The 21,726-nt window shown below is 46.9% G+C and carries 23 protein-coding genes; 4 read left to right on the top strand and 19 right to left on the bottom strand.

What is annotated here, in order from left to right:
- Nucleotides 1–3 precede the first annotated feature (3 nt).
- The 4 genes from BSI_RS05895 to pbpC form a co-directional block, all read right to left on the bottom strand.
- A complete protein-coding gene (locus BSI_RS05895) occupies nucleotides 4–1,515 on the bottom strand; it encodes a class I adenylate-forming enzyme family protein (protein WP_003240267.1) in 1,512 nt (503 codons plus the stop codon).
- A 211-nt stretch (nucleotides 1,516–1,726) separates the two neighbouring features.
- The gene (gene mtlR / locus BSI_RS05900; protein WP_003240264.1) at nucleotides 1,727–3,811 is read right to left on the bottom strand and encodes a mannitol operon transcriptional activator MtlR; all 2,085 of its coding nucleotides are present in this window, start codon (nucleotides 3,809–3,811) and stop codon (nucleotides 1,727–1,729) included.
- Between the two features lie 189 nt (nucleotides 3,812–4,000).
- Entirely contained in the window at nucleotides 4,001–4,903 is a 903-nt protein-coding gene (locus tag BSI_RS05905) for an aldo/keto reductase (protein WP_003240262.1), read from the bottom strand.
- 100 nt (nucleotides 4,904–5,003) lie between these two features.
- Nucleotides 5,004–7,004 (bottom strand): penicillin-binding protein 3, encoded by a 2,001-nt coding sequence (gene pbpC / locus BSI_RS05910; RefSeq protein WP_003240260.1) that lies wholly within the window; start codon nucleotides 7,002–7,004, stop codon nucleotides 5,004–5,006.
- A 151-nt stretch (nucleotides 7,005–7,155) separates the two neighbouring features.
- Between pbpC and BSI_RS0121365 the strand changes: the two genes are divergently transcribed.
- Nucleotides 7,156–7,443, top strand: a complete 288-nt coding sequence (locus BSI_RS0121365; RefSeq protein ID WP_032732243.1) for an antibiotic biosynthesis monooxygenase family protein — start codon at nucleotides 7,156–7,158, stop codon at nucleotides 7,441–7,443.
- 5 nt (nucleotides 7,444–7,448) lie between these two features.
- Here BSI_RS0121365 and BSI_RS05915 read toward each other — a convergent pair whose 3' ends face one another.
- The 9 genes from BSI_RS05915 to BSI_RS05955 all read right to left on the bottom strand — a co-directional run bounded on the left by BSI_RS05915 (nucleotide 7,449) and on the right by BSI_RS05955 (nucleotide 14,871).
- Nucleotides 7,449–7,694, bottom strand: a complete 246-nt coding sequence (locus tag BSI_RS05915; RefSeq protein WP_003240256.1) for a YczI family protein — start codon at nucleotides 7,692–7,694, stop codon at nucleotides 7,449–7,451.
- A gap of 172 nt (nucleotides 7,695–7,866) precedes the next feature.
- A complete protein-coding gene (gene lipC, locus BSI_RS05920) occupies nucleotides 7,867–8,508 on the bottom strand; it encodes a spore germination lipase LipC (protein WP_003240254.1) in 642 nt (213 codons plus the stop codon).
- 63 nt (nucleotides 8,509–8,571) lie between these two features.
- Nucleotides 8,572–9,324, bottom strand: a complete 753-nt coding sequence (locus tag BSI_RS05925; RefSeq protein WP_003240252.1) for an IclR family transcriptional regulator — start codon at nucleotides 9,322–9,324, stop codon at nucleotides 8,572–8,574.
- Nucleotides 9,325–9,339: 15 nt separating this feature from the next.
- Nucleotides 9,340–10,347 (bottom strand): 5-oxoprolinase subunit PxpC, encoded by a 1,008-nt coding sequence (gene pxpC, locus BSI_RS05930; protein WP_080030883.1) that lies wholly within the window; start codon nucleotides 10,345–10,347, stop codon nucleotides 9,340–9,342.
- Nucleotides 10,348–10,349: 2 nt separating this feature from the next.
- Nucleotides 10,350–11,072: a 5-oxoprolinase subunit PxpB gene (pxpB, locus tag BSI_RS05935; protein ID WP_003240249.1), complete on the bottom strand. Its 723-nt coding sequence runs from the start codon at nucleotides 11,070–11,072 to the stop codon at nucleotides 10,350–10,352.
- 44 nt (nucleotides 11,073–11,116) lie between these two features.
- On the bottom strand, nucleotides 11,117–11,914 hold the full coding sequence (locus BSI_RS05940) for a putative hydro-lyase (RefSeq protein WP_003240247.1): 798 nt from the start codon (nucleotides 11,912–11,914) through the stop codon (nucleotides 11,117–11,119).
- Entirely contained in the window at nucleotides 11,914–13,128 is a 1,215-nt protein-coding gene (locus tag BSI_RS05945; RefSeq protein WP_003240245.1) for an NRAMP family divalent metal transporter, read from the bottom strand. Before BSI_RS05945 ends, BSI_RS05940 begins: the two co-directional genes overlap by 1 nt.
- A 21-nt stretch (nucleotides 13,129–13,149) precedes the next feature.
- Complete coding sequence (pxpA, locus tag BSI_RS05950; RefSeq protein ID WP_003240244.1) at nucleotides 13,150–13,917, bottom strand: 5-oxoprolinase subunit PpxA; 768 nt, start codon at nucleotides 13,915–13,917, stop codon at nucleotides 13,150–13,152.
- A gap of 204 nt (nucleotides 13,918–14,121) precedes the next feature.
- Entirely contained in the window at nucleotides 14,122–14,871 is a 750-nt protein-coding gene (locus BSI_RS05955) for a Cof-type HAD-IIB family hydrolase (RefSeq protein ID WP_003240242.1), read from the bottom strand.
- A 132-nt stretch (nucleotides 14,872–15,003) separates the two neighbouring features.
- On the opposite strand from BSI_RS05955, the gene BSI_RS05960 reads away from it, so the two are divergent.
- A complete protein-coding gene (locus tag BSI_RS05960; RefSeq protein ID WP_003240240.1) occupies nucleotides 15,004–15,168 on the top strand; it encodes a YczO family protein in 165 nt (54 codons plus the stop codon).
- Between the two features lie 35 nt (nucleotides 15,169–15,203).
- On the opposite strand, the gene BSI_RS05965 is transcribed toward BSI_RS05960, so the two are convergent.
- Nucleotides 15,204–15,596: a 3-hydroxyacyl-ACP dehydratase FabZ family protein gene (locus BSI_RS05965; protein WP_003240238.1), complete on the bottom strand. Its 393-nt coding sequence runs from the start codon at nucleotides 15,594–15,596 to the stop codon at nucleotides 15,204–15,206.
- A gap of 84 nt (nucleotides 15,597–15,680) precedes the next feature.
- Between BSI_RS05965 and BSI_RS05970 the strand changes: the two genes are divergently transcribed.
- Nucleotides 15,681–16,277, top strand: a complete 597-nt coding sequence (locus BSI_RS05970; protein ID WP_003240236.1) for a dienelactone hydrolase family protein — start codon at nucleotides 15,681–15,683, stop codon at nucleotides 16,275–16,277.
- Here BSI_RS05970 and BSI_RS05975 read toward each other — a convergent pair.
- The 5 genes from BSI_RS05975 to BSI_RS05995 all read right to left on the bottom strand — a co-directional run bounded on the left by BSI_RS05975 (nucleotide 16,272) and on the right by BSI_RS05995 (nucleotide 20,965).
- On the bottom strand, nucleotides 16,272–17,339 hold the full coding sequence (locus BSI_RS05975; protein ID WP_080030876.1) for a tartrate dehydrogenase: 1,068 nt from the start codon (nucleotides 17,337–17,339) through the stop codon (nucleotides 16,272–16,274). The two genes, BSI_RS05970 and BSI_RS05975, sit on opposite strands and share 6 nt — an antisense overlap.
- Before the next feature lie 87 nt (nucleotides 17,340–17,426).
- Nucleotides 17,427–18,548, bottom strand: coding sequence for a mannitol-1-phosphate 5-dehydrogenase (locus BSI_RS05980; RefSeq protein ID WP_003240232.1), 1,122 nt, complete (start codon nucleotides 18,546–18,548; stop codon nucleotides 17,427–17,429).
- A gap of 1 nt (nucleotide 18,549) precedes the next feature.
- Nucleotides 18,550–18,981 carry a PTS mannitol transporter subunit IIA gene (locus BSI_RS05985; RefSeq protein ID WP_003240230.1) on the bottom strand — a complete coding sequence of 144 codons (432 nt, stop codon included), beginning with the start codon at nucleotides 18,979–18,981 and terminating at the stop codon, nucleotides 18,550–18,552.
- Between the two features lie 24 nt (nucleotides 18,982–19,005).
- Nucleotides 19,006–20,439, bottom strand: coding sequence for a PTS mannitol transporter subunit IIBC (locus tag BSI_RS05990; RefSeq protein ID WP_003240228.1), 1,434 nt, complete (start codon nucleotides 20,437–20,439; stop codon nucleotides 19,006–19,008).
- Between the two features lie 172 nt (nucleotides 20,440–20,611).
- Complete coding sequence (locus tag BSI_RS05995) at nucleotides 20,612–20,965, bottom strand: YcnL family membrane protein (protein ID WP_003240226.1); 354 nt, start codon at nucleotides 20,963–20,965, stop codon at nucleotides 20,612–20,614.
- A 164-nt stretch (nucleotides 20,966–21,129) separates the two neighbouring features.
- Between BSI_RS05995 and cutR the strand changes: the two genes are divergently transcribed.
- Nucleotides 21,130–21,702, top strand: a complete 573-nt coding sequence (gene cutR / locus BSI_RS06000) for a copper uptake transcriptional regulator CutR (RefSeq protein ID WP_003240224.1) — start codon at nucleotides 21,130–21,132, stop codon at nucleotides 21,700–21,702.
- Nucleotides 21,703–21,726 lie beyond the last annotated feature (24 nt).

Here is a 21,726-nt window from a genome sequence, read left to right as displayed (position 1 = left end):
TTTTTACGAATGTACGGCCTGCTTGCGCAAGACGTCTTTTTTTACTTTGCCGAGGTTATTTTTCGGCAGTTCGTTAACAAATTCAACTTCAGGTACTTTGTAAGCGGAAAGGCGTTCCTGGCAAAATGCGATGACGTCCTCTTCCGTTATACGCTGGCCTCCGTTTGTCACGATAAAAGCTCTCGGTTTTTCCCCGTACAGCGGGTCTGGTATACCGACCACCGCAGTTTCAAGGATTCCCGGGATCTGCTGGATGACTTCTTCAACCTGATCCGGATAAACGTTATCGCCTCCGTAAATAATGACATCCTTGTAGCGTCCAGTGATGAAAATAAAACCATCTTCATCTACATAGCCTGAATCTCCGGTTTTGAACCAGCCGTTTTGCAGCACTTTTGCTGTCGCTTCAGGGTTGTCCTCATAGCCTTTAAATAAGAATGGCGTGTGAACAACGATTTCGCCGATTTCTCCTTGAGGGAGTTCTTCTCCCGTCTCAGGATCTTCGACTTTGACTTTAACGCCTTCCACAGGTTTCCCCGCAGATGCCGCTTTATCCATTCCCATCTCAGGCAGCCATGTGCTGATTCCCCAAGCCTCAGTGCTTCCATAGCCGTGCGCGAGCGGAATGCCGATATCAAGATAGCGGCGGATCAGGCTGCTCGGCACTTTTGTTCCGCCTGTCATTAAAATCACAAGCGAAGATAAGTCGGTTTGATGCGTTTCCCACGCTTCAAGCAAATACGTGTAAAACACAGGAAGAGCCATCACGGTTTGAATTTTTTCTTCTTCAATGACCTTCAGCATATGAACAGGATCTTGATCCTTTGTAAAAATGAAGGTTGTTCCCGCAAAGGTTCCAAGCATGATGCAAATGAGCGCACTCGTATGATAAATCGGGTGGCACGCGAGAAAACGAAGGCCCTTCATGCGTGTTGTTGAGCTGTTGGATCTTGTTACGTATCTGTATATGCCGCCATGTGTGATCATGCATCTTTTCGGGTTTCCTGTCGTCCCAGACGTAAACATCAGAAGCGCCGTATCATCCGGGGAAACCATTTCAGTTTCCGGCAAATGGTCAGGACCGGCAAACAGAGCTTCAAATTCAGCAGATGTTTCGTAAGCTGTTCCTGTTTCCATCGTAATCCGGAGTGTGGACAGTTCAGGAAGAACTTCGTCCAGTGTTTCTTTAAACTCCGCTCCGTAAAACATCGCTTTCGGTTCACTTGCTTTTAAAATGCCTGTCATTTCATATGGTTTCAGCTGCCAGCTGACAGGTACGACAACAGCACCTATTTCAAGCGCGGCGAACATAACAGTTGATGCGGGATGGCCGTTTTTGCAAAGCAATGCAACGCGGTCGCCTTTTTGAATTCCTTTTTGCAGCAGGGCATTCGCCAGCTGGTTAATCCGTTTGCGGTAACCTGCATATGTCAGTGTATGGGCTCCGCTTTTTACAGCCTCTATTTCTTCGCTATCCGGCATGTCATGCAGAATAAGATGCTGTAATGTCTCCATATCGTCATCTCCTATATTCTCTTGAATCTTCAATAATTTGTTAGATTTTCTTCCTTACCTCACCCATTTTAACCCAAAAAAGATCACTTGTAAAACAATTTCATTTTGGAATTATTCTATTACTGAATGATAAAATAGTCCCGCATTTTCTTATTTTTTACCTCATTCACATAAAAACACACGCCAATTTTTTGACGTGTGCCAAGTACTGTTATGGTACGTTTTTTTCTTTCATCCAAGTGAAAAATATGCGGTTTAACCGCTGATACAGTTCTTGTTCTCCCTCTTCCTGAAACCCCGCCATGCTTTCGCTGCTCTCGATAATGGCGGAGCTGATCGCGCTTAAAATCTCCGATCCTTCAGCAGATAATGAGCCAGGCGCCATCATCACGAGGATGCGTGTCATGTTGAGGGTATTTCCGTCCATGCCATTCACTTCATAAGAGGTGCTGAGATCATACATTTTAAAAAAAGGCAGGACGATTTCATCATTTTTGAGATGATAGAGCGCCATGTTTGTCCCCGGGATTCCCAACCCCCCTTGTTTCTCCCGCTCCGCCAGGCAAACCGCGGCTTTTTTCGGATCACGGATCAAGCCATCCTCCTTCAGCTGCTGGAAAAGCTCTGACAGGAGCATGCTATGATCGGGTTTCGTTTTGATGTGTGTAAGTGTAAAGTGGCGCAGCACATCTTGGATGACAGCCATATACCGCCCCATGCTTTCCGACGCTGCCAGCATGTCAGGTACATCAGCTTGCTGCGCCTCTTCCTTCGGGCTTCTATTTTTCTCAAGAATGAGCGGAATTTTTCGCTTGATATACTGCTTCACCTGGTTTGCGTCTTCTTCATTTAAAAGCGGACTGACCATAATGTAATCAATGTTTTCGTAAGGAATCGGAACGGTGGAAACAATCATGTCATAGGACTGAACTTCCCTGCCCTTCAGCTCGATCAGGGATGACATGTCAAACGATTCAATCTCCGGCAGCTCTTTCTTCAGTCTGGAAGCTAGCATTTTCGAAGAGCCGATCCCGCTTGAGCAGACGACAAGCGCTTTCACTTTTGCTTCTTCTTTTTTGATTTCAAGGGCCGAGCCGAAGTGAAGGACGATAAAAGCGATCTCATCATCAGAAAAGGACATGCCCGGAAAATACTTTTCCACGCCTTCTTCGATCGCCATATAGAGCAGAAAATAATCGCGTTTGATCTGTTCCTTCATCGGATTGTATATCTCGATATTTTCTTTTATGCGGCTGACGGCCGGCTCCAAATGGGCAATCAGGCCTTCATATAAAGAGTAGTTTTTCGTGAGATCCATTCTGATTTTGTCTGAAATAAAAGCAATGAGCCGCTTTGTTTGCAGAGCTGTTTCCAGTTCGATTTCCTGCGCTTTGTATTCTGTTTTGTATTTCCGATTGGCGCTTCGAAGGTGGATCGTGATATAACCGACCTCCGCCTCCGGAATCGTCACGCTGAAGGCACGTTCAAGCTCGCCCGCGATTTCAAGAGCGGAGCTGTATTCTTTCGCATTTTTCAGTTCCTCAAGCTCATTTTGCTCCATGGTGATGGTTTCCCCAAGCTGGATCCGTTCGATCGCAAACGTCAGATGGACGACGAGCGCTATATAGGAGCTGTCGGACAATGAAAAAGCGATTTTTTCTTTCAGCTGAAACAAGATACGCTCCATTTTTAACAGCTCGCCTTTGCTGACTACGCCGAACATTTTCTCTGAAGAATCTGCTTTTCCTTTGATATTTAATTCAACCGCTTCCAAAAACATTTGGATGTCGAGGCGATTCACAATCAGGTTGCCGACAATTTTACGTTTCGCATTCTCCGGCCCTATAAGCTGGATGCCAAAGCCTCTTTTACGGATCAGTGTCAAACCGAAGGGAGAAATCCATTTTTCGAGCTCGTCTAAGTCGTAGCTGACCGTGGCATTCGTCACCTGCAGATCATGGGCTAGCGAGTACAGCTTGACGGGCTCCTGAGACTCTAATAACGAACAGAGAATGAGCAGTTTTCGTTCGTCCGCGCTATATTCATGCTGTTCATATGATAAATCGGTAAGCAGTTTTTGTTTATCCTCGGGACTTCCCACTGCCTTCAGCCCTTTGCCAGGCTGTTTATCGAGCGTAAGCCCGACGGTTTCCATCAGCGGCTTAATTGATTTGAGCTCCCTGTGGATGGTTCTCGTGCTGACTTCCATCAGCTCAGCAAGCTCAGTTACGGTTACATATCGGCTTTGTAATAATAAGTGCTTTAAAAGCTTTTGTTCTCTGGCAGTCATATACATAAAAAAGGCCTCCTAGACAGTCGTGTTGTGCGGATGAAGTTGCAAGGAGATTCATGAGAGGAAAAAAGAGAGGTTTCTTTATAATATAAAACGCTTTCAAATGAGATTCAATCACTTATAAATGGGAATTTGGCACTAAACGGTGTGACAATATTGAAAAAGCACCAGCTGCTAAGCTGATGCTTTTTGTTATGGAATATCGTGACCTTGTGCGGCTGTGAAAATACGGAACCACTGATCATGGTCAAGCTTGTAGGCCAACGCATTTACTGCGGCGGATATCCGCTTGCGTTTTCCGCTTCCGACAATCGGCATGATGCCGGCCGGATGCGTGAACAGCCATGCATACATCACCTCGTCCAATGAAGCGGCGCCGATTTCCGCCTGAACGGATTCAAGCGCCGTGCGGACACGCCGGTCTTTTTCCGTGTTACCAGTGAAAACTTTGCCGCCTGCCAGCGGTGACCAAGCCATCGGTGAAATCCGTTTTTCCTGGCACAGGTTCAGAGTGCCGTCCAGAACATTTTCTAATTCATATGCGGAAAGCTCAATCTGGTTGGTCACGAGCTTCTCAGGCAAATACGATTCCAGCATGCGATACTGGTGATCTTTAAAATTCGAAACGCCGAAGTACCTGACCTTGCCGGAGCCTTTCAGCGCCTGAAACGCCTCTGCTACTCCCTCCGGATCCATGAGCGGGTCCGGTCTGTGAATCAGCAGTACGTCAATATAATCCGTTCTAAGGTTTAGAAGGGATTGCTCAACGGATGCCAAGATATGTGATTTGCTTGTATTATAATGATGCGACTTGTGAGCGGGACGTTCAGGTGATTCAAGAACGATGCCGCATTTTGTGACCAGCTCTATGTTTTCTCTTAATCCGGGCGAAAGGGCAAGGGCGTTTCCAAACAGCTTTTCGCACGTATAGCCTCCGTAAATATCCGCATGATCAAAGGTCGTGATGCCGTGATCGATACACCATTCAATGAGGCTGAGCAGTTCAGCATCTGAATAGTTCCATTCATTCAGCCGCCAAAGCCCGTGTATGACTCTTGAAAATTGAAGATCCTCCGCCAATTGAATACGCTGCATGCAAAATCCCTCTTTTCCTTGTATAAACCGGGTCTTGCCCCTTACTAGTTCATTCGGCCTCAGATCCCCTTTTTCCTTTCGCTCCCGTCAAAAAGGCATTTTAATTCGATTGAAATAGCTTCTTCGCTTTCTCCACAACATAGTGGCTGCCGCCGCGGTCCTGCACATTTTGAATCATCATGGCGACAAGCAGGTCTTTGTTTTTGTAATCGTAGCCGACGAACCAGCCATTTTCTGCGCCGTCTTTATCATCTTTTGATGTTTTCAGCTCAGCTGTTCCTGTTTTTCCGGCAACAGTGATTCCTTTCACGACAGGCTGATACGCTGATCCGCGCTCGTCTTCCACAACGCCTTTCAGACCTTTAGTAATGTCTGCCGCTCCTTCCTTCGTGACCACTTGCTTGTGCCAGACATCAGCTGTTTGTGAGTCTTTTTTGATCAATGTCGGTTTGACAAGATCCCCGTTGTCAACAAATGGTGTGTAAGAAGCCGCCAAGTGAAGCGGAGACATTTGCATTTGCCCTTGTCCGTACCCTGTATCCGCAAGCAAAATGTCTGAATCGAGCTTGTCATTTGCAATAGACGACTTCTGGGTCGGGAATTCATATGGAATGCCCTCTGAGAAGCCAAACGTGTTCAACCCTTTTGTAAAGTTGTCTGCCCCCATATCAAGCGCGTTCTGTGCAAAATAAATATTGTCTGATGTAATGAGGGCATTTTCCAGATCGACTTGCTGAAGTCTCTCAGACACACGTGTCACTGAATAACCGCCCCAGCTTGAATCCTTTTGCCACTCTTTTCCTTTGATTGTTTTCTTCTCATCTGCTTTAAGGGTGCCATTTTTGATTCCGATGGCAGCTGCAATCGGTTTAATCGTAGAACCCGGTGCGTATGTTTTATTGAATTTCGCTGAAAACGGATTGTTTTTATCTTCGTTTAGTTTTTTCCATTCCTTATCACTCCAGCCGAAAATAAATCCGTTTGGATCGTAAGAAGGCGCGCTGACAAGAGCGAGTGTTTCGCCTGTCTTCGGCTGCAGCGCAACTGCCGTGCCGCTGTCATCCTTCAATTCATCATACAGCTTCGTTTGCGTGTTGATATCAATTGTGAGGTGAAGATCCTCGCCGTCCTTCGCTTTCTTTTCAGCGATGACTTCTCCGGTTTGCGGCACGTAGATTTTCCATCCGGTTGTGCCTCTTAGTTTGTCCTCATACACATTTTCAAGTCCGGCGATGCCGATGTTAGACGTATCACTGTACGTTCCGTCTTTCTTTTTCTTCAATTCTTCTGCAGTAATAGCGCGGACATAGCCTGTTAAATGGGCTGTCTTTTCGCCATACGGATAATAGCGGGAGCTGACATTCGTTCTTGTCACGCCTTGTAATGACGTCGCCTCAGACACTAATTTTTTCTGGTCCGGCTTGACTTTTTTGAGCGGCACAAACGAATCGTCTTTCACCCAGCTTTGATCCAGATTTTTCTTGATGTCATCTTCAGTCAAATCAAGTTTTTTCGCGAGCTCTTTTATGACTTTTTCTTTTTTATCGCCAAGCTCTCCGGGAACAATTCCGATTTGAGGAACATCTGTATTGATGGCTAAGCCTTTCCTGTTTTTATCGTAGATTTGGCCGCGTTTCGGTTCAATGCTGGCGATTTGCACTGTTTTGTCATCAGCCAGCTGCTTGAAAATAAACGACGGATCCCAATCTATATTCCATGACTCCCCATCATCTGTTTTTTGTTTTTTCAGCACAGCGGTATTTTTGACCTTGCCCGCATTTGTATCCATGCTGACTTTATATGGGATGTGCTTCATTGTCTCGTTGTCTTTATCGTCCTCATCCACTTCTCCCGCAGTGACTTTCAGATTTTTTACGCCTGCCTGCTCATAGATGGTTTTATACCTGTTGACGAAATCTTTTTTGGAGATTTCTTTTTTAACATCTTTGGTCAGGCTTTGATACATGTCATCGAATTGCTGATCGTTCCATTGTTTCACGAATGCTTCCATGCGATCCTCTGGTGAATCTGTCTTGGAGCATCCGATTAAACCAATCAATCCGACGCATAGAAATACTAGTAGAATAAACTTTTTTAACATGACTTTCCCCTGCCTTCCATTTGTTATTTTCTCTTAAATGAATTGGTGCGTGCAAGATTTTTTTGAAAATGAAGGAAAAGGTTCACCGATTTTGCAGAAATCTCCTGTCGTTTGCTGTAGACTATTTGAAAAGACGGAAAGAAGGGATGACTTGATCAGAGAAGCAGCAATACTTCACATTAAAGAAGGGCTTGAACAAGAGTTTGAGGAGGCGTTCCGGCAAGCGGCGCCGATCATTTCCGGCATGAAGGGCTATATCACGCACTCGTTATCAAAATGCATGGAAGAAACGCATAAATATTTGCTGCTTGTGGAGTGGGAAACACTTGAGGACCATACGGAAGGCTTTCGCGGTTCTTCAGAATATCAGGAGTGGAAAGCCTTGCTTCATCGGTTCTATACCCCGTTCCCGACGGTCGAGCATTTTCAGGATGTGTAATAGATTTATATAATATGAAGTGTAAAACCGATGAGAGAGACAGACCATACGAAAACGGCGGTATAAATATTAAAAGCGCCTGAGCCGTCGTTTTCTTTTTTGCGCTCTTCAAGCCCCTGCATAAACATGACTGCGCCAAGAAAGACGAGCATGACCGATTGAATAACAGAGGTATGTTCCGTATAGTTAAAAGCAATAAGCGCCAGTATAATAATGATAACCGCAAAAGACATTTTAAAAATGCGAAACAAAAGGACCATCCTTCCTTATATACGAAATATTGAACGTTATGGCTATATTTGCCTACGTCCTCCATTATTCTAGCGCACTTTGTTTGTCTGTAGAACAGAAGACAGAGAATTTTAAGTTTCTTTTAATATTTCAATCACACATAAAAAACGCGCCCTTCATGAGGCGCGTTTTTTATGAAACTGACAATTCTTTATAGCCTAACTTGCGAACGGCTTCAGCCATCGCTTGATAGCCTTTGCTGTTCGGATGGACACCGTCAAAGGACAGATATTCCTGCTCTTTTCCTTTGAAGATGCTGTAGGCATCCGCGATTTTGACATGGGGTGCTGATGCAAGTGTTTCTAAATGTGAATTAAAAGATGTGATCCATTTGCCAGCAATTTCAATTCCGGGAAACGGATTATATAAGTTGAATACACGGATCGCGTACGGGGACGGATTTTCTCCTTTGATTTCGGCGATTTTGGCAATCATCTTTTCAAAATTCTCATGGCAATGGGCAGATGCATGGCTGAAAATCGTTTCATCCTTAGACGTTTGGTAGGCTAAGACTGAATCGATCAGATCATTTCCGCACCCTGTGATTGTTATCATGTCTGCGCCCTTAATGCACTTTTGCACAAAGGGATATGACAGAAGCCCCAGAATTTCTTCTGTATTTAAACCTGATTTGGCAAAGATGGATATTGCCGTTTTTGTTTGCAAGTCGGCTTCCATCATGTCTCCGAAACGCTGGACGAAGCCGGGAGAAAACAGCCCGGAGCCTTTCCCCGTCGTCAAAGAATCCCCCAGAGCTGTATATTGAAGCACCATGTTCTTTCCTCCACTCCTGAACGTCGATACGTTAATGTACGCAGTAGAGAAAAGATCGGCTACTTATGAATACCCTATTTTTCTGGAAATCTGCAAAGCGGCGTCCTTCACCTTTTCCGTTAAATAAGGCAGCCTGTCTTCGGTAAACCTTGCTTCAAAGCCTGCAATGCTGATGCCGGCTGCGACTTGCCGCTTATGGTTAAAAATCGGGGCACCGATAGCCGCTGTATAGTTTTCGAGCTCTGAATAGCTGACGGTATAGCCATTTTTCATAGAGGCATCAATCTCCTGCAGCAGTTTTTCGGGATCAGTAATCGTCCCGGACCCAATTGAAATGAGTTCCGTTTGTTTGATGTATGTTTCGATTTCTTCACGGGGAAGAAAGGACAAAATGCTTCTGGCGCACGCTCCCGCATACAGAGGAGAACGCCTGCCGATCGCCGTGTACAGCCGCACAGTCTGCGTCCCTTCTATTTTCTCAACGTATATCGCTTCATTGCCGTCTCTCATGATCAATTGCACGGCCTCATCCACTTCACTGCACAGCTCTTCCATCACCGGTTTCGCTATTTTTCTGATATCTAGCCTGTCAGCGACGAGCTGGCCGAATTCCAAAAACACCAGTCCCAGCGAATAAGCGCCTGACGAATCCCGATTGAGGAATCCCATTTCCTCTAAAGAGCTGACCATACGGTGAACAGAGGTTTTCGGCATTCCTGACAGCGACACCAGTTCACTTAAGGTAAGGCTTGGTTCATGCAAAAACAAATTAAGCAGAGCCATAGATTTGACTACGGTTTTGTTTTTATTCTGCATCATTCATCCCCTTTGTTATGTCAGCCATTCCATCTTCATTCTCGTTTTCAGTTCTTTTATATGCTGTTCCCGTTCAATCGCAAGTGCTTCCGCTTCCTGAAGGGATACAGGCTCAAACTGGACTTGCTCGCCCGGCATGATTTGCGAGACAATCGGAAGGTCAGCGGATATAATGTGCGCGATCCTCGGATAGCCGCCGGTCGTTTGCCGGTCTGCAAGCAGAATAATCGGGTTGCCATCAGGCGGCACCTGAACCGTTCCAAAGGAAACCGCTTCCGACACCATCTCAAGCGGCGCCTTCAGTTCGAGCGGTTCTCCTTTGAGCCTGTAGCCCATACGGTCGGATTGCGGCGTGACACGAAACGTTTCTTCATAAAAACGTGTTTTTGATTCTTCTGTGAAAAAGCCGAATTGTTTTCCTTCCAGCACCCGAATGACGGGATTCTTTTTCAATGGCAGAAACCTGCCGCGGCTGACGGACCATTTCGGTACTGCAAATCCTTGCTTTCCAAGCTGAGGGCTTAATCGGGAAAGGATGGTTTGCGAAAGGGGTGACATCTCTCTAATGGACAGTTCATCTTCCTTTTGAAGCGCTCTGCCATGATGTCCGCCGATCCCTGCTCTGACGTACGTGCTTTTGCTTTCCATGACGGCAGGCACATCGAAGCCGCCGGCTGCCGCTAAATAAGCACGGCTGCCAAGTTTGCAGGGGCCAAAACTGACTGTGCTGTTTTCCTTGACGAGCACAGGCTTCCATAAAGGCGCTTCCTCGTCGTTAATACGCAGGGTGAAGTCCGCCCCTGTCACTGCAATCAGCGTCGTTTTTGAAAAATAAAATGACGGTCCGGGCCCCATCAGCGTAATTTCAAGACCGGCTTCATTTTCGCTGTTGCCAATCAGCAGATTTGCAATGCGCAGCGAAACCGTGTCCATGGCGCCGCTTGCCAGAACGCCGTATTTTTGATAACCCGTTCTGCCTATATCCTGAACCGTTGTGAGCAGTCCAGGCTTTAACACTTTCATGCTCAATTGGACTCCTCCTTATAGGCGTGATAGTCTTCTTCTGAGATGCGCACGAATTTCACAGTGTCTCCCGCCCGCAGTAATGTCGGCGGGTTTTCCTGCGGCCGGAAAAGAGCCAGCGGCGTTTTGCCGATCAGCTGCCAGCCGCCCGGCGTCGAAATCGGATAAACGCCTGTCTGCAATCCCGCAATTCCGACTGAACCTGCGGGAATCGACGGTCTTGGTGATGATTTTCTTGGAGCGGCAATGCGTTTGGACATCCCACCTAAGAAAGGAAAACCTGGAGCAAAGCCAAGCATATACACAACATATTCGCCGCTTGTATGAATGTCAATGACTTTCTCCGGTGACAGCTGATTGATCTTCGCCACCTCTTCTAAATCCGGTCCGAATTCACCGCCATAACAGACAGGAATTTCTACAATACGGCGGCTGTTTTCATAGTCTGCGGCTATTTCCTTCAGCCGCTCTTCGACATCGCGCTTGACCTTCTCAAAAGGTGAGCTTATCCCTTGAGGCAAATGCTTGTACACTTCATACATATCATAAAATACCGTCAGACTTGTAAAAGCCGGGATGCATTCAATGAATCCCGGAAATGGCTGTTCTTCTATATAAGCGGCCGCGGCATGGACAAGGCCGTTGACCTGCTCGTTTATTTCTTCTCCGAATCGGATCATCATTGCAGAATCACCGAGCTGTTCGATTTGGCATCGTACAGTCATCTTTCTCACCTCTTTTATTTCTCGTTCATCAGGAGGACGAGAGGTTACAGCACCGCAAGTGACTCGTCTCGAATATCTGTGATGAGCATATGCCCCGGCGCATGTGTGATGACCATTTCAGGTTTTACATTCATAGCCACGGCTTGCGGGGTCACTCCGCATGCCCAAAAAACAGGAACCTCGCCTTCATGAATGGAAACGGCATCTCCAAAATCCGGTTTGTCCAAATCGCGAATCCCGATTGCTCCCGGATTGCCGATATGGATCGGCCCTCCGTGCACAGCCGGAAAACGTGAGGTCACCTGAGCGGCGCGTACAGCCTGCCGTTCTGGAACAGGTCTCATACTTACAACCATTTGTCCTTGAAACGCCCCCGCCGGAACACAATCGATATTCGTTTTATACATCGGGACGTTTGTCCCCTCATCAATATGCCGGACAGCTATTCCATTGTTGATCAGCGCCTGTTCAAAGGAGAAACTGCATCCGATCAGAAAGCCGACAAAGTCTTCCTCCCAGTACGGCGTGATATCAGATACTTCTTCCGTCAAGACACCGTGCCTGTAAATACGGTATTTCGGAAAGTCCGTTCTGATATCAGCATCCGGCGCAACCAGTGACGGCACAGGCGAACCTGCTTCTGTCACATCCAGCACAGGACAGGGCTTTTGATTTCGCTGGCAAAACAGCAGAAAATCAAACGCAAGGTCTTTCTTCAAAATCACAAGGTTCGCTTGGGCATAGCCGCCGGACATGCCTGCGGTCGGCCCGTTTATTTTTCCCTCTCGTATCAGGGCGCGCACATCCTTCGGCGCCATTTTGTTTAATTGATCCACCTTCATCAGCTCCACAATTGAGGAAGTTGTGTAAATAACGTGTAGACTCCCATAACAGCCATTACGATAACAACAAGTGCACCTGAAACAGTCAGCCAAAGCGGATGCTTATAATCACCGATAATGTTTTTCTTATATGCGGCAATAAGCAGCGTTCCGAGTGCAATCGGCAAAATCAAGCCGTTCAGAGATCCGACAAGCACGAGGATTTTCGCAGGCTGTCCGATTGTGACAAAAGCTAACGTAGAAATCACGATAAATCCGATAATAATGCCGCGCGAATTCTTTTCGATTTTTGGAGAAAAGGTTTTGAAAAACGAAACAGATGTATAGGCTGCCCCGATAACAGATGTAATCGCCGCAGACCACATGATCAATCCGAAAATTTTATAACCGACATTTCCAGCAGCCAGCTTGAAGACAGAGGCCGCAGGGTTGCTTTCATCGATGTGCAGGCCTTTTGACACAACGCCAAGCACCGCAAGGAAAAGAGCGATACGCATAACAGATGTAATTAAAATGCCGACAACCGAGCTTTTTGTCACCTGCGGGATTGATTCCTTCCCTTTAATTCCTGCATCGAGCAAACGGTGTCCCCCGGCAAATGTGATATATCCGCCGACGGTTCCGCCCACCAGTGTGACAATAGCAAATATGCTGATATGTTCCGGGACGAATGTATGTGTAACAGCCTGTCCAACCGGCGGAGCTGTTGTCGCCGCAACGTAGACCGTTAAAATAATCATGACAAAGCCCGCAATTTGCGTAAAGCGGTCCATCGCTTTTCCTGCTTCCTTGATAACAAAAATCAAAATGGCAATCACGGCGCTGATTAAGGCGCCTGTTTCTGGTGTAATGCCGAACAACACCTGAAGCCCCAGTCCGGCACCTCCGATATTCCCGATATTAAAAGCCAGTCCGCCAAGCACGACGAGAATGGCGATGAAATACCCCAGTCCGGGAAGCACCATATTCGCAATTTCCTGACCGCGTTTTCCAGAAACCGCGATGATGCGCCATACATTGGTTTGGGCAAAAATATCTAAAATAATAGAAATTAAAATAACAAAACCAAAGCTTGCCGCGAGTGTGTTTGTGAATGTAGCGGTCTGTGTCAGGAAACCAGGGCCGATCGCTGATGTCGCCATTAAAAAGGCGGCACCCATCAGCAACGACCAGCTGCCTGCTTTTTTCCCCGCTGCTTTTTTCTGCTGCTCCATCTATTGCTCCTCCTTTATGTTTTACTTCTGTGCTGAAATAGCGGTTACATCAATTCCTGCCGCTTTTAGCTCTTTTCTGATTTTTTGCGCAAATGTCAGCGCGTGGGCCCCGTCTCCGTGAATGCAAACCGTATCTGCTTTTAAGGATACATCATGTCCTTGCTGAGACTTGACCGCCCCTTCTTTCACCATTTTGATCACCTGGCTGACAGCGGCATCATCGCTTTCAATAAGTGCGTCCGGCTGGGAGCGCGGCGTGAGCGTGCCGTCCGCTTGATACGTTCTGTCGGCGAACACTTCACTCGCTGTTTGCAGTCCGATCCGTTGCCCCGCTTTTACGAGCTCGCTCTCAGCAAGACCGAAAAGAATCAGACCGGGATCAACCTTGTAGACAGCTTTCGCAATGGCGTCCGACAGCTTTTGATCGACTGCCGCCATATTGTACAAAGCACCATGCGGTTTGACGTGCTGCATGTGAAGGCCTTCTGCTTTTAGAAAACCAGAGAGCGCGCCAATCTGATAAACAACAAGGTCATACGCTTCATCAGGGGAGATTGCCATATTGCGGCGACCGAAGCCGAGTAAATCCGGCAAACCCGGATGGGCACCGATTTTTACGCCTTTTTCTGCCGCAAGCGCTACGGTTTTCCTCATGACACCGGGATCTCCTGCATGAAATCCGCATGCGATGTTCGCAGATGTGACATACTCTAAAATATCTTGGTCAAGGCCTATCGTGTAGGCTCCGAAGCTTTCTCCTAAATCACAGTTCAAATCAACTTGAAACACAGAATCCCTCCTGCCAAAGCAAACGATTTGCTTTATGTATTTATTGTTCCGCAATTCGGAATGACTATTCCGAATTTTTGAACTTTGTTTCATTATAATTCAATCATATAAGTTTGTGAAATACTTTTGTTAGAAAACCTACCATGGTCCCAGAAGAAAACCTGCCAAACTAAAAAAGAGAGTCCATCTTAGGACTCCCTTTTTTTATAGTACCCAATGGCGAATCGCTTTAGCGACACCATCCTCAATATTTGTCTCCGTAACCCAATCAGCCGTTTCTTTCACGATGTCTTGCGCATTGCCCATTGCGACGCCCAGACCCGATTCTTTGATCATCGCGATGTCATTAAGGCTGTCGCCCATTGCCATCACATTCTCCATCGTAAAGCCGAGTTTTTCAGAAACCTTCGCAAGGGCTGCGGCTTTGTTGATGCCGAGCGCGTTGACCTCGATGTTTGTCGGGCTTGAATTTGTGATTTCGAGCTCTTTGTTTTTTCTCAGCTCCTCCAGCACTTCGTTTCGGATGTCGTCATCCTCAATGTCAAAGCCGAATTTGAGCCATTCATGATCCGTAATGTTTTCCGGAAACTCGCCTCTCCATACTTTATTTACTGTAGAAGCCCAGAAATTGGTGTTGTGCTTATTCCGCAAATCCCACATCATTTGAATATGATCCGTATGGAGCAGCTTTCGTTCCACCAAATTAAAATTCGAGTCCCAGATTTCGCTGCCGTTTGCCGTAATTAAAAAGGAAGACAGCTTCAGCGATTCCGCCAGCTCCCGGCACGTCATCAGCGTCCGGCCTGTGCTGATCACCACATACACGCCTTTATCCTCTGCTTCACGAATGGCTTTACGGTTTTCATCCGAAATCAGCTGCTCGTCATTCAGCAGCGTTCCATCCATATCAATAGCGATCAGCCTGATATCCACATCTTCTCTTTGAATAGACATATATGTACCTCTCTTTATCTTTTAATTGTGCTTCTTTCTATTCTAATACATTATACCCAGCGGAACAAAAATGCGATTTCGCATGTTTGAGGTGCACTGATAAGAGGAAAACAAACGGTGAGGTGATCAAACATGACAGAAAGAAAACAGAAAAACAAACCAAATGAAAACCCCGAACACAATGACTTAACCGATCCGATTCCGAATGAAGAGCTGAAGGAAAACATGAATGATGAAAAACACAAACGCCAGCAAAGAGATCACTCACAAAGCGAACGGGATTACGATACGAAATAATAGAACCCCTCACAAATCGTTGTGAAGGGGTTTTTTCATTTTTCAATATAGATGCCGATTTCAGCTTCAGCAACAGGCTGCCCGCCGACTGACGCCTTGGCATGTCCAAACACAAACCCGCGCCGATTGCGCGTGACTTCAAACGTAAGATCAAGCCGGTCACCAGGTATGGCCGCGCCCAGCTTTTCCGCTTTCTTCACGGATGACAATAAGCCCAAGCTGTTCTCATCTGTAATCCCTGTAAAAGCCGCGGTTTGCGCAAGTGCTTCAATCACAAGTGAAAACGGCATTTCTGTTTGCGTGTCAGTGATAAACCAGTCGTTTTCACTGACCAGCTTATAAGCGGCTGCATGTTTGCCGGGCTCGGTTTCCGTCACGCCATCAATAAATAAAAACGGATAGCGGTGAGGCAAAGATAATGAGTTCATTCTATTTCTCCTTTTTTGACCATTATATATCAGCCTCAATCTGAACGATAGGATATAATGGAAAAAACGCAAAAGGAGACCATTATGTCCCAAAAACCGCTCGTCATTCTCGCACACGAAATATACGGTGTAAACAGCCATATGAAAAAAATCGCCCGGCTGATCAAAACGGCTGGATATGAGGTGGTGACACCTAACCTGCTCGGGGATGGTGAAGTCTACAGACTGCAACAGGAAAAAACCGCATACGAACAGTTTACAAAACTTGAACGGCTGAAAACGGGAGAAACCATCATCCAGAGCTTGATTAGGCAACACGCGGGACGGCGCATCTTTGTGATCGGATTCAGCGCGGGCGCAACGATCGCATGGAAATGCAGCAGTATGCCTGAGGTGAGCGGAGCTGTTTGTTATTACGGTTCCCGGATACGCGATTCCCTTGATCACGTGCCAGTCTGCCCGGTTCTATTGTTTTTCCCTTCATATGAGCCGTCGTTTGATGTTGCGCTTCTCATCAAAAAACTGCAGGAAAAACAGCATCCCGATTTGGAGATTTATCAATTTGATGCTCTTCACGGCTTTGCCAATCCTGATTCGGTTTATTTTGACAGGGCAGTCTTCTTCAAGACGCTTTCCATCATAAAAAACGAGGCAGCAAAACTGCCCCGCCCTGTTTTATGATTGTTTTCTTAAACGCGCACAGATTTCGTCAGTGACCTCAGCTGTTGTGCTTTGTCCGCCAATGTCGCGTGTTTTGATGCCATCAGCTGTTACCTGTTCCATCACATCGAGGATTTTCGCTCCCAGTTCTTCCTCTCCGAAATGGTCAAGCATCAGCTTCGCTGTCCAAATCTGCCCGATTGGATTGGCAAGGCCTCGTCCGGCAATGTCAGGAGCTGAGCCATGAACCGGCTCGAACATGGACGGGTATTTGCCGGACGGGTTAATGTTCGCAGACGGCGCAATGCCGATGCTTCCCATCAGGCTCGAGCTGATGTCGGTTAAAATATCACCAAACAGGTTGCTTGCCACAATGACATCAAACGTTTCCGGACGCGTCACAAAAAAAGCGGCCAACGCATCAATATGCTGGGATGACGTTTCAATCCCGCTGTAATCAGCGGCAGTCTGCTGAAAGACTTCATCCCAAAACGGCATCGCGTGATAAATGCCATTAGACTTTGTCGCACTTGTCACATGCCCGCGCCGTTTTTTCGCCAATTCGAAGGCAAAACGCATGACACGCTCTGTCGCTTTTCTCGTAAACACGGCATTCTGGATGGCGATTTCATCGTCACCCCTGTGAATGCGTCCGCCGACTTCACTGTACTCACCTTCACTGTTTTCGCGAATCACCACGAGGTCAAAATCATTTGGATGCAGAAGCGGCGACGTAATGCCCGCCATCTGTTTGGCTGGTCTCATATTAATGGAAAGCTCAAGCTCTCTCCGGATCTTCAGCAGCAGCCCCCATAACGAAATATGATCGGGAACCAGCTTCGGATTTCCGACTGCTCCCAGGAAAACCGCTTCAAATTGAGTAAGCGTATGTATTCCGTCTTCAGGCATCATTTCACCATGTTCCATGTAATAATCACAGCTCCATGGAAAAGACGTAAATGAGAATGACAAACCTCCGTGCGCCTCAGCAGCTGTATGAAGCACTTTCTCAGCAGCCGCCACAACCTCTTTTCCTACTCCGTCTCCCGGTATTGCCGCAATCTCGAATTGTTTCATCGTCATTCTCCTCCCCCTGTTATCGTAAGCGTTTTCTATTATACTAGATTGCGAGATGGTAAAAAAATCCCGTGACATGCTGTCACGGGTCGGTTATTGGTTGAGTTTCTTTAAAACGATGGCATGCAGCGGTTCATGAGACTGAATGCCGCACACCTCTTGAAGCACGCCGCTGTACCCTTTTTCTTCGATCAGCGCTTGCAGTTCAACAGCTTCATGGTCACCGGCAAAGTCAAAGCGCAGTGCTGCGGCAATCCCTTCCGCCAGTGCATTCGGCTCTTTTATTTTCTTTGCCGGGCCTACGAGTCTATCATTCTCTCCCAACTTTCTGAGAGGTGATCTCGCCACACGGGTCACATCGTCCGTAATGAATGGATTTTCAAAGCGTCCGATGATTTTTTTGATATATTGTTCGTGTTCGGCTTGCTTAAAGCCATACGTTTTAACGAGATAGTCACCGGTTTCAAGCAGCGCCGAATAAACGACACGGCGGATTTCCGGATGGTCGATTGCTTCTTTGACCGTTTTCAGTCCGCGCTGATAGCCGACATACGCTGTCACCGCGTGTCCGGTATTGACCGTAAACAGCTTACGTTCGATGTACGGCGTTAAATCATCAACAAACAGCGCTCCGTTAATGGCCGGCGTTTTCCCTTTAAAGCCTGATTCATCAATAACCCATTCAAAAAACGGTTCCACCGATACTTTGAGCGGATCTTCATGATGCTGAATCGGCACGATCCGGTCAACTGCGGAATTCGGAAAACCGACCGTTTCACTGACGGATTCCCTCTCTACTTCCGTTAAGTGGCTGTATATCTCTTTCTTCAAAAAGCTGCTGCCGCCGATCATATTTTCGCAGGCAATGATATTTAGTGTGTTTGCAGCCTTTCTTCGTCTTAAACCTTCTGCTATAGCTGGTGCAATCAGCTTTAACACGTTCGGGCCGACCGCCGTTGTGATGAGCGCCGCCTCATTGATCAGCCGATACAGCTCCTCTTGCTGGCTGCCGCTGTTAATGGCACTGACCGGGCCGATCACCTCTGATGAATGACCTTCTTCAGCGAGCTCCACCGTGTATTCCCGTTTTTCATTAAGGAGGCTGACCATCGTATCGTTCACATCCGCAAACACCACATCATAGCCGGAGTGGTGAAGCAGCGCGCCGATAAACCCCCTCCCGATATTTCCCGCACCGAAATGTAAGGCGATCATGTCAGTTCACCTCGTTGAAAATGGCAATCAAATCTTCTTCGCTTTTAGCAGAGATCAGGCGTTCAATATTTTCTTCTTCTGAGCAAATGATGGCGATGTTAGACAAAATATCTAAATGCTCATTATTTTTGCCCGCAATGCCGAATACCACTTTTGCCGTGTTGCCTTCCCCGTACTCCACACCGTCTGGAATTTGTATGATTGAAATTCCAGAGTGAAGCACCTCACGTTTCGCTTCTTCTGTGCCGTGAGGAATCGCAATGAAATTCCCCATAAAAGTAGAAGACGTTTCTTCCCGTTCAAACATTTTGCCAATGTAATCTTCTGTCACATAGCCGTTGTCAATCAGCGTTTGGCCTGCTAATTTGATAGCCTCTTCTTTTGAGGATACCGTTTGATTGAGTTTAATATTTTCCTTTGCGAGTACTTGCATGAATATCACTCTCTTTCTATGAGGTTACTTTTTAAGCTTTTCAATAAGCTCGTCGTATTTCGGGCTGTTTAAGAAGTTATCCACTGATATGTGCGTCGCGTTCGGCAGCTTCGCTTTCGCGCGATCTGTTAAATCTTTATGGGTGATGACAATATCCGCATCGCTTGGCAGATTGTTAATGGCCGTGTTGGTCACGCTGATATCAAGCTCCGCTTTTTTCACTTTATTTCTTAAGATGGATGCTCCCATGGCGCTTGATCCCATTCCCGCATCACACGCAAAGATAATTTTGTTTACGCTTTCAGGAGACAGCTCAGACGCTTCCTCAGCTTTTGCTTGTTCCGCTTCTAAAGCAGCGGCTGCTTGGCTTTTCTTCCCCTTCATGGACTGCATTTTTTCTGTTGCTGCAGCGAGGTCTTCTTCGCTTGCTTTTGAAGATTTCAGGATCACTGCTGATACGATGAACGAAACAACTGCAGCGACCAATACACCCGCCAATACGCCGAAGTAACCTCCTCTTGGCGTCATCGCCATCAATGCGATAATGCTTCCCGGTGACGATGCTGCGACAAGTCCGGCATTAAAGATCGTGAACGTTAAGAGTCCGCTTGCTCCGCCGGCAATGGCCGCCAGAATCAAGGCCGGTTTCATCAAAATGTACGGGAAGTAAATCTCATGAATCCCGCCGAAGAAATGAATAATCGCCGCGCCGGGAGCCGTTGACTTTGAAGAACCTTTGCCAAAGAACATGTACGCCAGCAAAATGCCGAGCCCCGGTCCAGGGTTTGCTTCTACTAAGAACAGAATCGATTTTCCCGTTTGGGCTGCTTGCTCGATTCCGATCGGGCTTAAGATTCCATGGTTAATGGCGTTGTTTAGGAACAACACTTTCGCTGGTTCCACAAAAACGCTGGCTACAGGCAGTAAATTAGCGTGTACAATGACTTCCACACCGGCTGCCAGCAACTTGTTTAACGTCAGGACAACCGGACCGATGGCGTAAAACGCGAGAATCGTTAAAGCCGCGCCGACAATCCCTGCCGTAAAGTTGTTGATCAGCATTTCAAAGCCTTGTTTGACTTTATCCTTGAACAATTTATCAGTCTGTTTAATGAGGTATCCGCCAAGCGGCCCCATGATCATTGCACCTAAAAACATTGGAATATCCGACCCGACAATCACCCCGATTGCCGCTGTTGCCCCGACGACTCCGCCGCGATGGTCGTAAATCATTTTTCCGCCTGTATACGCTATCAAAAGCGGCAGTAAATACGTGATCATCGGGCTGACAAGTGTATTCAGCTGTTCATTCGGAAACCATCCAGCCGGAATAAACAGCGCGGTAATGATGCCCCACGCGATAAACGCGCCGATATTCGGCATGATCATTCCGCTCAAATAACTGCCGAAGCGCTGCACTTTCACTTTCATGCCGCCTTGCTGCTGTTCTTGCTGCATATATAAACCCTCCCTGTTTTGTTTGTCGCTGTAAGATATAAAAAGATGTTCAGAGAATCATGCTTCCCTTTGACTCTATGTTAAAACGCTTACAGTCCCTATACAATTGAAAGTAAAGAGGACTTTGTCACACGGGTGTGACAATTTGTTAAAAATAAAAAGGCCCCTGATATCAGGAGCCTTTTCTCTTTCCTCTATAAATAATGTTTCCGTTTTGAATCACGTACTTGGCGATCATCCGCTCACTCACAATAAAAACGGGATAGGCGCACACAAGCGCAAATACAGCCATCGGCACGTGCTGTACGGCCGGTATCATTGAGCCTGCCGCATTGCGGAGGAGCAGCAAAAGATAAATGAGCAGCACGATGACTGCTAATGACACCAGCATAATCGGTGCTGATACTTTATATTCATAAAGCCGTTCCCGGCAGTGTCCGCAGCGAAATTGACAAGGCACATTTGACGATCTGACCATGTCGCCTGTCAAAGGTTTGCCGCAGTTCGGGCATACTGTTTCTTTCATAGGGTATTCCTCACTTTCCATTCCATATGTCTATTATACCAGAGTCCCTTCTGTTTCGTTTTGTTGCTGTTCAACACATTTTCACATTTTTTATCATCAGCTTACTTGTCTCTGTCTCTAAAATCCTCTACGCTTAAATAGATCTTAATGGAGGGGATGTATGAATGCTTCCGATTAATAGACAGCAACACATACTGAAGTGGCTGAATGAAGAAGGCGCGCTCAGAATTTCTGACATCAGCGCACGGTTCGGCGTTTCGGAAATGACGGTATACAGAGATGTCAATCAGCTTGTCCAGTCAAACCAAGTCATCAAAACAGCAGGCGGCATCACGCTCCCAGCCCGAACACCTCAAGCGGATCATATGTGCAGCTATTGCCTGAAGCCGGTCAATCAGGCCCATTCGGTTCAGCTGATTACGGTAAATCAAGACATCGAACAGCTATGCTGCGCACATTGTGCATTTTTGCGTTACGCAGATAAAACGGAAGAGGTTTCACACTTGATTTGCAGAGATTTTCTGTTACACACAACGGTCAGTGCCGGTTCGGCTTATTTCGTCGTCAACGCTGAATTAAACCTGCACTGCTGTCAGCCGCAGGCGATTCCGTTTGCGACACTCGACCATGCCGAACGGTTTCAAAAAGGATTCGGCGGAGCCGTCCGCACCTTCGACCAGGCGCTGGAGGACATGCTTCAAGACAGAAAAAAGCGCTGCACCTGCACCAAGACATAACACAACATATACAGCGGAAGGTGG

This window comes from Bacillus inaquosorum KCTC 13429 (genome assembly GCF_000332645.1).
In the GTDB taxonomy this organism is placed as follows: domain Bacteria; phylum Bacillota; class Bacilli; order Bacillales; family Bacillaceae; genus Bacillus; species Bacillus inaquosorum.
Note: the sequence above shows the minus strand (reverse complement) of the source record. Positions and strands in the feature narration are given on the sequence as shown.